General features: G+C 57.9%; 10 protein-coding genes and 1 pseudogene. All 11 read right to left on the bottom strand.

The features are described 5' to 3' along the window. Position 1: 1 nt before the first annotated feature. The gene (tagH, locus tag ACW9JE_RS00740) at positions 2 to 1,198 is read right to left on the bottom strand and encodes a type VI secretion system-associated FHA domain protein TagH (RefSeq protein ID WP_457431522.1); all 1,197 of its coding nucleotides are present in this window, start codon (positions 1,196 to 1,198) and stop codon (positions 2 to 4) included. A gap of 17 nt (positions 1,199 to 1,215) precedes the next feature. Next, the gene (locus tag ACW9JE_RS00735) at positions 1,216 to 1,356 is read right to left on the bottom strand and encodes a type VI secretion protein (RefSeq protein ID WP_224535937.1); all 141 of its coding nucleotides are present in this window, start codon (positions 1,354 to 1,356) and stop codon (positions 1,216 to 1,218) included. An 89-nt stretch (positions 1,357 to 1,445) separates the two neighbouring features. Next, positions 1,446 to 2,963: a sigma-54 interaction domain-containing protein gene (locus tag ACW9JE_RS00730; protein WP_457431521.1), complete on the bottom strand. Its 1,518-nt coding sequence runs from the start codon at positions 2,961 to 2,963 to the stop codon at positions 1,446 to 1,448. Positions 2,964 to 2,973: 10 nt separating this feature from the next. After that, positions 2,974 to 5,559, bottom strand: a complete 2,586-nt coding sequence (tssH, locus tag ACW9JE_RS00725) for a type VI secretion system ATPase TssH (RefSeq protein WP_457431520.1) — start codon at positions 5,557 to 5,559, stop codon at positions 2,974 to 2,976. A 13-nt stretch (positions 5,560 to 5,572) separates the two neighbouring features. Then, positions 5,573 to 6,580, bottom strand: a complete 1,008-nt coding sequence (tssG, locus tag ACW9JE_RS00720) for a type VI secretion system baseplate subunit TssG (protein ID WP_457431519.1) — start codon at positions 6,578 to 6,580, stop codon at positions 5,573 to 5,575. Next, positions 6,544 to 8,331 carry a type VI secretion system baseplate subunit TssF gene (gene tssF, locus ACW9JE_RS00715; protein WP_457431518.1) on the bottom strand — a complete coding sequence of 596 codons (1,788 nt, stop codon included), beginning with the start codon at positions 8,329 to 8,331 and terminating at the stop codon, positions 6,544 to 6,546. The genes tssG and tssF overlap by 37 nt, the downstream gene beginning before the upstream one ends. Positions 8,332 to 8,379: 48 nt before the next feature. Continuing rightward, positions 8,380 to 8,682, bottom strand: a pseudogene (locus tag ACW9JE_RS00710) (PAAR domain-containing protein); the annotation flags it as partial. Continuing rightward, complete coding sequence (tssE, locus tag ACW9JE_RS00705) at positions 8,672 to 9,100, bottom strand: type VI secretion system baseplate subunit TssE (RefSeq protein WP_224535947.1); 429 nt, start codon at positions 9,098 to 9,100, stop codon at positions 8,672 to 8,674. The pseudogene ACW9JE_RS00710 and the gene tssE, both read right to left, overlap by 11 nt. A 12-nt stretch (positions 9,101 to 9,112) precedes the next feature. Then, positions 9,113 to 10,588: a type VI secretion system contractile sheath large subunit gene (gene tssC, locus ACW9JE_RS00700; protein ID WP_224535950.1), complete on the bottom strand. Its 1,476-nt coding sequence runs from the start codon at positions 10,586 to 10,588 to the stop codon at positions 9,113 to 9,115. 27 nt (positions 10,589 to 10,615) lie between these two features. Next, on the bottom strand, positions 10,616 to 11,119 hold the full coding sequence (gene tssB / locus ACW9JE_RS00695; RefSeq protein ID WP_457431517.1) for a type VI secretion system contractile sheath small subunit: 504 nt from the start codon (positions 11,117 to 11,119) through the stop codon (positions 10,616 to 10,618). Between the two features lie 32 nt (positions 11,120 to 11,151). Beyond that, the gene (tssA, locus tag ACW9JE_RS00690) at positions 11,152 to 12,711 is read right to left on the bottom strand and encodes a type VI secretion system protein TssA (RefSeq protein ID WP_457431516.1); all 1,560 of its coding nucleotides are present in this window, start codon (positions 12,709 to 12,711) and stop codon (positions 11,152 to 11,154) included. Between the last annotated feature and the right edge of the window lie 577 nt (positions 12,712 to 13,288).

Raw genomic sequence — 13,288 nt, 5'->3', positions numbered from 1 at the left:
ATCATCCTCGGTGATCGGTATGCAGGGTCGAGATCAGGCGGATCTGTTCTTCGTAGGCCTGGGCGAAATCCCGGGACAGAAGACGTTCGCTCCACTCATCGTCCTGGCGTAGCGCCTGGTGATAGCGTTCGAACGCTCTCCAACGACTTGCTGAGGTTGCAAGCAACGGCTTGTTATCTCGTTCGAAACGCAGCGTCAGTTGCTGCGGCGAAAAGTGCTCCAGGGTGGCGCGAACCGCGGCGCGGCTGGCGCTGAGCAAGGCCACCTGATGTGCTTGCAGATCAAGAAATGCACGGCAGACGGCCTGTTCGGCAGACAATAGGCCCGGCTTGTCTGGTTGCAACAGAATGCCCAGTGCCTCCGGAGCATCGACGGCGAACTTCAACGGGTTCTTTTGCAACCCTTGCACCGTGGTCTGAGCCAAACGCAGTTCGTTTTTCAGCTCACAACGTGTGCGCAGGCTTTGCTGCACGCCCACGATGCTCTGCTGGAGCAGGTGCGCTGCGTTGACCGCCAGCGCCTCCCTGGCGTCATGATCGAGCTCATTGAGGTTCACACCCAGGGCGGCGCCGAACTTTTCCCAGAAATCATCGGACTGGCGTTCGACCGCCTGCGGCGGTGACGCGGGTTCAGGCTCCGGTGCAGCTGCTACCAACTGCGGTACGGTCAGGCTCTCCATGTCGATACGCGCATAGTCTGCGCGTTGACGGGTTTCTTCGATGGTCGCGGGGGGCGAGATGACATCTTCGATTTCCGAGCGCACGCGTTCCTGTAGGTCCAGGGCTTTCAGCGGGTCGAGATCGAGAAATGCATCGTCAGGAATGACGCTGCCGGCGATCTGTGGGAGCCCCACCTCGACATTTAACAGGTCCTGATCGCGAACCAGGCGCGCATGAATTTCAACGTCGCCCAGCACATATGTACTGCCGTGTTCGACGCGTACCGGAACGTCTTTGTCCAGACGCGCCCCACTGACCCTATCCTTGATCCCGTTGGTGCTGGTATCGGTCAGAAAAAACGAACCATCACGATAACTGACTGAAGCATGATGATTGGACACGTGCCGGTTGATGTCTGGAATGACCCAGTCACAATCCTCAGCTCGCCCAATCACACCGCCGGACTGCTTGAAGATCTTCTGACACGGTCCGGCAGAGATGAATTGCTTGTTATTGATTATTTCGAAAACCAGTTCCATGGTAATTCTCCTTGTGGTCACTTGCCGCGATTTACCACCTGCGGATCGCCCAAGGGTCGATAGGCAGAGTCGTTGAATTTGTAGTTACCGCTGCATCCGCCCAGGCCGCATGAAACGACGAGGATCAGCAGGACGGCTTGCCAGTGACGAACGAGCATTCAGGGAATCTCCGCAGGGACAGCACCAAGCAACCACCCTTGCGGGTAGCGCCGGTAAAAATGGATGAAGGGGATCGGACATCGGCGGCCTACCCATCGATATTCGCCAGATTGATGTTCAGGCGCCTGAGCCGGTAGAGGAACGTGCGGCGCGGCAGGCCCAGTTCATGGGCAGCAGTCGTCTGATTACCGTCATGTTTGCGCAGGCAGTCGAGGAGCAAACTGCGCTCGAACTTTTCGAGCCGTTCGCGCAGATTCAGGCTGCTGTTTTCGGGCAAGGCGTTCACACGCATCGAGAAATGTTCGACCAGCAACTCGCTGCCGTCACACAGCAACACTGCGCGCTCGACCAGGCCTTTGAGCTCGCGAACGTTACCGGGGAATGCGTAACAGGCCAGATGATTCAACGCGTCGCTGGACCAACTCACCCTCTCGCGCTGCAAGAACACGCAGGCCTTGTGGGCGAAGTGCCGGGCAAGGTCGAGAATGTCACCCTCGCGCTCGCGTAGCGCAGGCAGTTCGATGGGAAACTGTGCGAGGCGGTAGTAAAGGTCTTCACGGAACTTCCCCAGCTTGACCAGCTTTACCAAGTCCCTATGGGTGGCGGCGACAATGCGCACGTCTATCCTGTGGGTGTCGTTTGAGCCCAGCGGGCGAATCTCGCCCTCCTGCAACACCCGTAGAAGCTTGGCTTGCAGAGGAAGTGGCATATCACCCACTTCATCGAGCAACAAGGTCCCGCCGTTTGCCGCATCGAACAATCCGGCGCGGTCGCGGTCGGCACCGGTGAACGCGCCCTTGCGGTAACCGAACAATTCACTTTCGAGCAGATTCTCGGGAAGGGCCGCACAGTTCTGCACGACGAACGCCCCGGCGCGGCGGGGGCCGAACTCGTGGATAGCGCGGGCGACCAGTTCCTTGCCGGTACCTGTCTCGCCGCGCAGCAGGACGGTGTAGGGGCTGTGCAGGACTTTGCTGATCAACGAATAAACTTCGCGCATGGCCGCGCTGTGGCCAATCAAGCCATACCCTCTGGCATTCGGTACTGTCACCGGTACTGTGGAGGCATGCTCTTTTGGCTGCCGTAGCTGTTGAAGCAGTAAAAACTGCCCGTACACAAAGGAGGCGAGTTTGCCGATGGATTCGGCAAAGCCGTGCAGATCGATGTGCCGATGGGTCGCGCACAGGATCAACCCCTTGACTTGCCCGTTACCGTTCAGAAGCGGCACACACAGCAAAGACTCCCAGCGTTTGGCCTGGCTCGGAAGAAATCCGGTTTCGTGTTGGCTGATCCCCAATGCACCGAGGCTCACCACGCGGTTCTGGCAGAGCACGAATTGCAGCAGTTGTTCACCGCTGTAGTCCGTCGGAACACTGGTCACTTCCCTTGGCTGCAGGTTGCCATTGAGAGACTCGGCGGCCAGACCAAGACAGGTATGGGTGGCGTCCAGTAAATACAGCTGCGCCAGTTCACAGCTATTGAGCTGCGACAGCCCCTGCAGGAAATTCCCAAGCAGTGAAGTTCCGTCTTCAGCTCGCGACAGACTGGCGAACTGCTCGAGCAGCGCTTCGGCGTACTCCAGAGGCTGTGTAATTGAAGTTAACATCGCACCCATCTCAGGCGAACTCGCAAGTGACACTGGCGTTGCCAAGAATCGTTGCGTGGACTTGTTTGAGGCGCTCGCCTGTGGCCATCGCATCGAGTAAACGGTCTGCAACCAGTGGCAATACATGAAGGTCAAGCAAGTGGTCGATCAGACGTGCACCGCTATCGCTCTGGGTGCAGCGTTCAGCCAAGTGGTCGACAAGGCGCTGGCAATAGGTGAAATCCAGTTGTCGATGGATCAGGCGCTCGCCCAATCGAGCCAGCTTGATTTCGATCAACTCGCGCAGTACCGGAGCGCCCACAGGGTAGTAAGGAACTACGCGCATACGCGCCAGCAGCGCAGGCTTGAAGTGATTGACGAGTATCGGTCTGATGGCGTCTTCGAGTGCCTCGGCGGTCGGCTTGGCATCGTTCTCGCACAGTTCAATGATGCGCTCGCTGCCCAGGTTGGAAGTCATCAGGATCAGTGTGTTGCGAAAATCTATCTCGCGTCCTTCGCCGTCGTTCGCAACACCCTTGTCGAAGATTTGGTAGAACAGATTGAGCACGTCCGGATCGGCTTTCTCTATCTCATCGAGCAGCAGCACGGAATACGGTTTCTGCCGCACGGCCTCGGTGAGCATGCCGCCCTCGCCGTAACCGACGTAACCCGGCGGCGCGCCGATCAGACGCGACACCGTGTGTTTTTCCTGGAACTCGGACATGTTGATGGTGGTGATGAAACGCCCTCCGCCGTACAACAGTTCGGCAAGGGCCAATGCCGTTTCGGTCTTGCCGACTCCACTCGGACCGACCAGCAGAAACACGCCGACCGGAGCATCAGGCTTGTTCAGACCGACAGCAGCAGCGCGCATCGAACGGTCCAGAGCGTGCACGGCCTGTTCCTGACCACGAATGCGCAACCTCAGATCTGCGGCGAAGTTTGCGACCCTGACGTTGTGCTCACGGGCTAACTGAGCCAAGGGTACGCCGGTCCAGGCGCTGATCACTTCAGCCACCAGGCGCGGGCAGACTTCAAAGCTCACCAGTCGGTCATTGGCTTGCAGGTCGGTCAGGCTGCGGTAGGTTTCGTTGAGGGTGGCTTCAAGGACTTCGACGCTTTGTGCACCAGGCTTGGCAGACAGTTCTCGAGCCTTGGCCAATTGTTGACGCAGATCCAGCAAACGCTCGGCCAATTCTTTCTGTTCAGACCACTGCACTTGTAGCGCGATGCTTTCTTTTTCAGCTTCATCCAGACGGGCTTCGAGCGCGTCCAGAGCTTCGTGATCGATTGACAAGCCAGCGTCCGCATCACGACGCAGGGCCTGGCGTTGGCGGCCACCTTCGATCAGTTCACCGCGCAAGCGCTCCAGGCTGTGCGGCGCGGCAGCAAGGCAGATACGAACCCGGGCGCAAGCCGTGTCCAGTACATCCACTGCCTTGTCTGGCAACTGACGCCCGGACAGGTAACGCGCCGACAACTCAGCTGCAGCAACCACCGCGTCATCCCGCAGGTAGACTCCGTGGCTCTTCTCATAAACCTTTGCCAAACCACGCAGGATGGTCACGGCTTCGTTAACGGTAGGCTCGTGCAACTGCACCGGCTGGAAGCGGCGTGCCAGCGCCGGGTCTTTTTCAAAGTATTTTTTGTATTCCGTCCACGTGGTGGCGGCGATGGTGCGCAATTCGCCACGAGCAAGGGCGGGCTTGAGCAGATTGGCGGCGTCTGAAGCGCCGGCGTTGCCGCCCGCACCGATCAGGGTATGAGCTTCATCGATGAACAGAATGATCGCCTTGGGCGAGACTTTGACTTCGTCGATCAAGCCTTTGAGGCGGCGCTCGAACTCACCCTTGATGCTGGCCCCCGCCTGCAACAGGCCCATGTCCAGCGATAGCAGTTCAACGCCTTTGAGCACTGGCGGTACTTCACCAGCGGCAATACGCGACGCCAGGCCTTCGACGACGGCGGTTTTACCGACGCCTGCCTCCCCCACCACAATCGGATTGTTCTTGCGGCGCCGGGCGAGAATGTCGACCATCTGCCGGATCGCGCCGTCGCGGCACAACACCGGATCCAGTTTGCCGTCGCGGGCTTGTTGGGTGAGGTTGTGAGTGAAGCGCTGCAAAAGGGATTCACCCGGTACGACTGGATGGCTGGCAGGTTTTTCCTGTTGGGACAGGGCGAACTCCTTGAGTCGCTCCAGGTTGAGTTTCGCCAGCAACGGAAGGTAGCGGCTGCCCGCATACCGAAACGGGTTTTGCAGCAGTGCGAGGATCAGCGCGGCCTGTCCGATATCGGTCCTACCCAATTCGAGGCTTGCTGCCAGCAAGGAATCCTGCAGCCATTGCACCAGTTCCGGCGAGAACACCGGATTGCGTGAAGCGCTGTGTTCGACCTGCGATTGCAACGTGGCGCTCAACTCGCCAGCGTCCACTTGCGCATCCTGCAAAGCCTTGCCGAGCAAGCCTTGCGGGCGCTCCAGCAGGCATAGCAGCATGTCCTCGACAAGAATCTTGTAACCGCCACGAGCCACGCAGCGTTCAGCGGACCGTTCGAGGTCGCGGCGGGTTTCGGCGTCCAGCGCCTTGATCAGCTGTTGCAGATCTGCGTTGCTCATGACTTTCACATCCTTAGTGAGTTCTGCTGCCCAGGGTGACGACACCGTCTGCGCTCTCGCGCCCCAGCCAACTGGTCCATCCCAGGTGACAAACGTTCTGCTCTCCGATGCACAGCTCGCGTATTTCTTCCTGGCGCAACACCAGGCGAATGTCGTAGTCCAGCGGGTCACGCAGGGTGAACCGCACCAGCGCGCACAACGACTGGTAGCCAGAGCCGATCGGAAGGAATTCATGAAAGTGTTGCCAGTTCAGTTCGCGGATGTGGATCCGGAACTTGCCACTGCGATCGCGCACGCTTTCGCCCAGCACCACATCTGCGCCGAGAGCGGTGTTGACACGCCCCAGCCGGTTGCGTTGCGCGTGGATAATTGCCACGCGGCGTTCGATGCACTGCTCGATGGTCAGCGCGGCATGCTTGAAGTAGTAACGCAGCACCGCTTCGGTCAGTGCTGCCGAATGCGCGCGCAGGCTGAGCAAGCCGAGGTAAGGCAGCAAGCGCTTCCAGTTCAGCTCCCGAGCGCGGCGGATCTCTTCGCCGCCCAGGCCGATCAGCGCGAAAAGCTGTTTGGAAAACGGATCAATCGCACCACTCTGGAAGCTGGCGCGGTAACGGTATTTCTTCCAGATCGGCAACATCAGCCGCTGCAAGCGATGGTGGAACAGGTCCAGAAACTGTCGGGTCGGGTTGCCAGCTTCGCTGTCGCCCAAGGCCTGCTCGCCATAGAACGCCGGTAGCGGCGAGCTGGAGCCCACCAGACCCATAAGGTTGAAACGCATGCGTGCGCGCATCTGCCCGTGTTCGTGGAAAAACTCGACACGGTCCACATCACTGCCCGGAAACCCCAGGCTGGGGTTGGCCTGAAACTCCAGATGGTCGTACAAATCATCGTGGCTCAGGTGCGGGTGAGCCTCGCGCAAACGGTCAACCACCAGCAGCACGGCCTGATAGACCGAGTATTCGCGTATGCCTCGGGTCAGTCCGCTTAAAGCAGCGGCTGAAGGCCCATACGTGGTGTCCATTGGTACACCTCTCCCTGTGTGCTGTTGACCCTCAGTTCGTGAAACGAATTGAGGCTGGCATAAAGCGCAAAAAACTCGTTGAGTACGGATGCGAAAACGAACAGATCGCCTTCGCCGATATAACCTTGCGGGTCGATGGTTAATTCCGAGCGCAGGCCCCGCACCGGCAACCCCCGGTGCAGTCGATCAACATGCTGATGTTTGATGGATTTGAGCCCGCCCAACAAACGCTTGCTGACGCGCTCCGCCTGTTGGTCGTAGTAACGCGGCAAGTCGTAGGTTTCGAGAATCACCTTCAGCGCATTCACATCGGCCAGGGACAGATAGTTGAGCGACATGTTGCTGATCAGCTTCCACAGGAAGTCCTGGGTCAGCGGCGGCGCATAACTTGGGGTAGCCGGGGTGATGTTGCGGAAACTCAGGAATTCGGGGGTGCCTTCACAAGCCATGCAGATCTGGCCCAGCTTGAGTTTTCGCGGCAGATTCTGGTTAGTGCACGTGAGTTCGATCGACAGGGTTTCATGAGCTTCTTTGTGACGAATGCCAAAGCTCAAGTAGGTGTCCAGGCCTTCGTGCAGCGAGGAAGAGCGCTGGCGGATGCTGTAGTGGGGGCTGCCGTCTGGCACGTCGAAACTGGGGTCGTGCTCGAAGGATTCGAACGGCACGTATTCCTGGTAACCCAGGCCACCGGGTATCCAGCCGACGACTTTTTCGATGGCAAACACGCCGCAGTGTTCCAGGTCGAATTCAGCGGGTAACAGCAGGTATTCGTCCTGCTTGCCGTCAAGGCGAATTGGCAAGGCATCGTGCTGGAACAGATTGACGATCGGCGTGCAATGCAGCTTCACGTTTTCCAGCGTCGGGCGCATACGCAGGATGCCGCTCTCCCGGATATCGAAACGCAACTCCAGGCCTTTCATTTGTTCGAGGGCATCTTGCGGCAGGTTTTTGAGCACGCTCAGGCCATTGACGTCGACGAACAGGAATTTGTCCTGGAAAGCAAAATATTCCTGCAGGTAGCGATAGCCGCGGAAGGTATTCAGTGGGTAGGGAATCAGCGCTTCTTCTTCGGCGAATCCCACGGGCCGTACCCGGTCGCTTGGCAACTTGAATGTCAGGGGCCGGCCGCCCACATCGTTGACGGGATCGCCGGCAGCATCCAGGGGAATCAGTTCGATGCCATCCAGGTTACGCAGCAGACACAGATAGAGCATCTGGCTGATGTAACGCTCACCGGAGAAATGCAGTCGAAGGCGACTCAGATCCAACTCACCGAATTGCCCTTCGGCACTCATCGCAAGGTGCAAGCTCAACAGCGAACCGTTGCCCTTCACCGAGTACGTCAGCGCCGCCAGCTGCAGGGCTTGAACCTCGGTGGGGTAGCAGGTGCGAAAACGACAACGCACGTCATCGACCGGCATGCTCTCAACCGGTGTATTGCGCCCTACCCTCATTGGCGGGCCTGCGTGCTCGAGCGGGTCGAACTGCAGGATACTGAACGCGGGCAACGGCCGCATGTAGTTGGGCCACAGGAGTTGCATCAGCGAATGGCTGAGCTCGGGCAACTCGTCATCCAGTTTCTGACGCAAGCGCCCGGTGAGGAACGCAAAGCCTTCGAGCAACCGCTCTACGTCCGGATCCCGTCCAGCCTGTCCCAGGAATGGGGCCAACGCTGGACTACGTTCGGCGAATCGGCGACCTAGCTGGCGAAGTGCAGTGAGTTCGCTTTGGTAATAGTGGTTGAAGGACATGGCGTACCTGCCTGGTGATAGGGCTCGAAAAACAATGGGTTCCTACTTGGGCGGCACAAAAGGCGCAGGTGTGTGCGAGTTGCCAATCATGATGGTTCCGGAGCCTGCGGTGACTTCATTGCCATGGCTACCGACCGATCCCACAATGGCCGCTGGCTTGCCGTTGATTAAAACCGTCGTCGCAAGCCCTCCCGCCAACGTCCCTCCGCACTCCGACGCATCGCCTTGACGGGCAGCCGGGAGCCCATCGAAAAACACGTCAGGGGAACCAGTGGCGATCGGGTTGTTTCCGTGGCCGGAAATCGCGCAAGCGGTGGGGTCGGTGACGCGGGCTGCAGGTTTACCGGACATACATGTCTCCTTGATTGACCTTGACTTGACCGCTGCCATCCAGGCGCGCGGCGAAACTGACCTGACGCTTGAAGCCATCAACCTCCAGCAAACCTTCGATGCTGAAGGACAGTCGGAGCTGATCGTGTTCTCGCGGCAAGGAAATGACCCGCACATTGCTCAGGCGCGGCTCGTAGGCTTCGATGAAATTTTCAATGGCCAGACGGGCCTGACTCAGAGCGTCGTGCAGACTCAGACGCATGTCATTGAGATCGGGAAGCCCGTAGTCGGACAGCGTTTGCACACTGCCCGCACGGGTGCTGAGCATTTTGGCCAGATGGGCAGCCACGGACGCCGTGGCGGAGACTTCACGGCTCCAGCCGACACGTTGATCCGCGTCACCACCCAGGCGTTCGAAAAAGCTGCCGTATCCGTTCATGAGATGCTCCGCTTACTCTTTGTCCAGCTTGCCGATCAGCGACAGGGTGAAATCAGCCCCCATGTATTTGAAGTGCGGCCGCACGTTCAGGCTTACGCGGTACCAACCCGGTTCGCCTTCCACATCGCTCACGATGATTTGGGCAGCACGCAGCGGACGACGACCACGAACTTCGGCACTCGGGTTTTCCTGGTCAGCAACGTATTGACGGATCCACTTGTTGAGTTGCAACTCGAGGTCGGTGCGCTCTTTCCACGAGCCGAGTTGCTCGCGCTGCAGCACTTTCAGGTAATGCGCCAGGCGGTTGACGATCATCATGTACGGCAGTTGTGTGCCGAGCTTGTAGTTCAGTTCAGCCACCTTGCCTTCTGCACTGTTGCCGAAGAGCTTTGGTTTCTGCACCGAACTCGCGGAGAAGAATGCTGCGTTGTCAGAGCCTTTGCGCATGGTCAGGGAGATGAAACCTTCATCTGCCATTTCGTACTCACGACGGTCGGACACCAGCACTTCAGTTGGAATCTTGGTCTCGATTTCGCCCATGCTTTCGAAGTGGTGCAACGGCAGGTCCTCCACTGCGCCTCCGCTCTGAGGACCGATGATGTTCGGGCACCAGCGGAATTTGGCAAAGCTGTCCGTGAGCTTGGTGCCGAACGCATAGGCGGTGTTGCCCCAGAGATAGTGCTCGTGGCTGTTGGCGACGGTTTCCTTGTAGGCGAACGACTTGACCGGATTCTCTTCCGGGTCGTACGGGTTGCGCAGCAGGAAACGTGGCACGGTCAGCCCCATGTAGCGGGAGTCTTCCGACTGGCGGAAGCTCTGCCATTTGGCGAATTGCGGACCTTCGAAGTGATCCTTCAGGTCCTTGAGATCTGGCAGGCCGGTGAAGCTTTCCAGGCCGAAGAATTTGGGGCCGGCAGCCGTGATGAACGGCGCATGGGACATGCAGGCCACGCTGGAGACGTATTGCATCAGTTTCACGTCCGGCGAACTCGGGGACATGAAGTAGTTGGCAATGATTGCGCCTACAGGCTGGCCGCCGAACTGGCCGTATTCAGCGGTGTAAATGTGCTTGTACAGGCCAGACTGCATCACTTCCGGCGAGTCTTCGAAATCGTCCAGCAGGTCGTCCTTGGAGACGTTGAGAATTTCAATCTTGATGTTTTCACGGAAGTTGGTGCGGTCAACCAGCAACTTCAGGCCACGCCAGGACGATTCCAGAGCCTGGAAATCCGGGTGATGAAGGATTTCGTCCATCTGCCGACTGAGCTTGGCATCGATCTCGGCGATCATTCGGTCAACCATGGCCTTCTTGACCGGTTCACCGTTGTTTTGCGGTTTGAGTAGTTCCTCGATGAAGGCCGAGACGCCACGCTTGGCGATGTCATAGGCGTCATCGTCAGGGGTCAGGCGGGTTTCGGCGATGATGCTGTCGAGGATGCTGTATTCGCCGTTCTCGGTACTTTTTTGCGGTGCTGCACTGTTACTCATGGTGTTGGCTTCCTTGGCTGATGGAACTCAGGCGTCGGGGGCTGCGGCATTCAAGCCCAGCTCACCCAACACGCGATCGCGGGATTCGTCGTCGGCGAGCACGCCTTCGATGGCTTTGCGGAACGCCGGTGCATTGCCCAGCGGACCTTTGAGGGCCACCAGGGCATCGCGCAGTTCCATCAGTTTTTTCAGCTCGGGTACCTGATCGACCAGGTTGGCCGGGTTGAAATCCTTCATCGAGTTGACGTGCAGTTTCACGGCCAGCTCTTCGGTGTCGCTTTCTTCCTGGAGTCGGTTCGGCACGCTGAGTGTCAGTTGCAGTTCCTGCTTGGCCAGCACTTCGTCGAAGGTCATGTTGTCGACACTGATCGGCTTGCGATCCTCGACCTTGCGCTCGTCCTTGCGGTGGGTGTAGTCACCGATCGCCAACAGTTTCAGCGGCAGTTCAATCTCTTTCTGGGCCCCGCCAGTGGCGGGTTTGAAGGTAACGTTGATGCGTTCCTTGGGGGCGACCGAGCCTTCTTTGGCCATGGGTTTTCTCCTTGCGGTTGTGGCCTTGGGGCCTATTCGAGTACCACTTCAAGATCGAGGTGGCACAGCCTGCGGTGAATCTCTTCCTTGCATTCACGCACTGCATGGTTCTGGGGCAACAGTTCGCAGCAGCCATGCAGCAAATGCAGCACTTGCAGCGCAAGATCCGGCTCCCAGGCATTGACGCCCGACTCCTGCAGTGACCGGTCCAGCGTTTCGAGTTGGATCCTGGCCAACTCATACTTCTTGGCCATGAAGCACAACCGTGCGAGGGCGAACTGCCAGAAGAACCGGGCGCGCCCGCCTTGAGCGTTTTTTTGCATGCCTTGTTTGAGGATCTGTACGGCGGCCTTGAGTCCGTCCTTGCGCAGGATCGGCAAAACTTCATCCAGGGCCAGTTCCCAGGCGGGCTGGGTTTCGGCAACCTCGGCCTTGCGTGGTGCAATGGCGCGTTGCAGGTGAGGCAGGACGCTGGCGCTGATCCAGGCTCGGGTGGCGGCATCGGCGAACGGTACGCCGTCGTGGAAGCGCAACTCGATGATGCCCGGCAGGCGCTGAATGAAAAGCGCGAACTGAATTTCCACCTCTCGCATGGCCAGTTCCGCATTCAATCCTTGCAGACACTCCCAGACCATCCGCTGGCCATCGAACCAGAAAGGCGATTTCCCAAGGCTCGCCTCCAGCTCCACCAGCAGGTCGGCATGAGCGCCCTGGTCATAGCGTTCCTGATAGGACTTGAGTTTGTCCGCCGGCAATCCGCGCAGAGCGGTGATGTGTTCGGCATTGCGTTCGGGGACGGCATCGATGGGTAACCACAGCAGCGTACGATTGAGGCGCAAGGCGCGCAGGTCGGTGGCTTGCTGCTTGAGCCACCAGGCACACAAAGGTCGTGCGTTTTCCTGCTGCGCGCGCAACGCCTTGTGGGCTTCCTTTTCGTTGTCGATCGGCGCGCCAGGGGTGAACAGTTGAGTGGCGGCCTGCTTGACCTGTGCCACTGCAGCACTGACCACCCCGGGTTCGGGCTGATTGTCGGCGGCGCGCTGAACCATTTTTTTCAGACGACGGGAGACAGGTAACAGCAGTGGTGCCTCATCACCCAGTTGCGCGGTACAAACGGCGTCGAGACCCTCAAGGTGTTCAACAAGACGGCGGAACATTGGCAATTGTTCTTTTATCGCAACGTTCTCGTTCAGCGCCTGCTCAAGGCGTGGCACCAGCCAGCTGATGGCTGCGCCTCGGGTACGGGCTTTGCCCGGATGGACCTCGGACCAGTGATGCTCGCTAAGATGGAGCAACAGCCCGAGTCCGGCCAGCATCCCCTGGAAGGATTCACGCTGGTACAGAGCCCATGTCAGCCAGGCTCCCACGCGCAAATCCTTGGATTGAGTGCGAAGCAGACTTTCGCAGTTTTCGCGGATTTTCAGCCAGTCGATCTGGCCGCTTTCATGCATGGATTGAGCCTTGCCCAACTCGCTTTCCAATGCCTCATATTCACTCGAAAAACGAACATCCTCGCCCGCGAAACTCTCTTTGGAAATAGAGGTTTTCGCGAGCTCGATATAATGGGCGGAAAGTTTGTTTGAGTAGGACATCCGTGACCTCTAAGCAGGGGATACTTCCACAGTTTTCAATCAGCCGAAATGGCAGATATCAACTTATCCTTGAGACAACTCCTGACACTCAGGTAGCAGAACCTTATGCGAAATAATGACGCAACCTGGAAGACAAACGATCAACAACTTCAAGCCAATACATAACACGCTTGGGAACGATGGGCACCGACTTGTTTCATGACAATCAAGGACATCTTGCCCTCTTGAATAGAGCCAGTCGCCCGCCAACAGTATTTCCTGTCCGGTACCTGCCCCTTATCCACTCCGCCTCCAAGATCTTCCAAGAACTTAATTTTACGCAGGAACATCGTCAGCAAAGGCTACGCCAATCCCAGACAGCAAAACAATTAAGAACATTCCCAAAAGGAACTAGGAAATTTCCTACAAAAGCCAAAACAAAATCTACACGACTCACAAAACATCAAAAACAACCCACATAAACCATGCACAAAAGTTGTACAACAGCTCAAGGAAACTTCGAATAACCAGACAAAGGTAAACACTTTCACGGCAAAACCTTACTCCCTAAAAATCCATATAGAAAAACATAAGATAT

The organism is Pseudomonas sp. SDO55104_S430 (assembly GCF_054070595.1).
Note: the sequence above shows the minus strand (reverse complement) of the source record. Positions and strands in the feature narration are given on the sequence as shown.

What these genes read in the sequence shown, in the direction of transcription:
- tagH (WP_457431522.1), bottom strand. Translation starts at nt 1,198, where the DNA reads ATGGAACTGGTTTTCGAAATAATCAATAACAAGCAATTCATCTCTGCC.
- ACW9JE_RS00735 (WP_224535937.1), bottom strand. Translation starts at nt 1,356, where the DNA reads ATGCTCGTTCGTCACTGGCAAGCCGTCCTGCTGATCCTCGTCGTTTCA.
- ACW9JE_RS00730 (WP_457431521.1), bottom strand. Translation starts at nt 2,963, where the DNA reads ATGTTAACTTCAATTACACAGCCTCTGGAGTACGCCGAAGCGCTGCTC.
- tssH (WP_457431520.1), bottom strand. Translation starts at nt 5,559, where the DNA reads ATGAGCAACGCAGATCTGCAACAGCTGATCAAGGCGCTGGACGCCGAA.
- tssG (WP_457431519.1), bottom strand. Translation starts at nt 6,580, where the DNA reads ATGGACACCACGTATGGGCCTTCAGCCGCTGCTTTAAGCGGACTGACC.
- tssF (WP_457431518.1), bottom strand. Translation starts at nt 8,331, where the DNA reads ATGTCCTTCAACCACTATTACCAAAGCGAACTCACTGCACTTCGCCAG.
- tssE (WP_224535947.1), bottom strand. Translation starts at nt 9,100, where the DNA reads ATGAACGGATACGGCAGCTTTTTCGAACGCCTGGGTGGTGACGCGGAT.
- tssC (WP_224535950.1), bottom strand. Translation starts at nt 10,588, where the DNA reads ATGAGTAACAGTGCAGCACCGCAAAAAAGTACCGAGAACGGCGAATAC.
- tssB (WP_457431517.1), bottom strand. Translation starts at nt 11,119, where the DNA reads ATGGCCAAAGAAGGCTCGGTCGCCCCCAAGGAACGCATCAACGTTACC.
- tssA (WP_457431516.1), bottom strand. Translation starts at nt 12,711, where the DNA reads ATGTCCTACTCAAACAAACTTTCCGCCCATTATATCGAGCTCGCGAAA.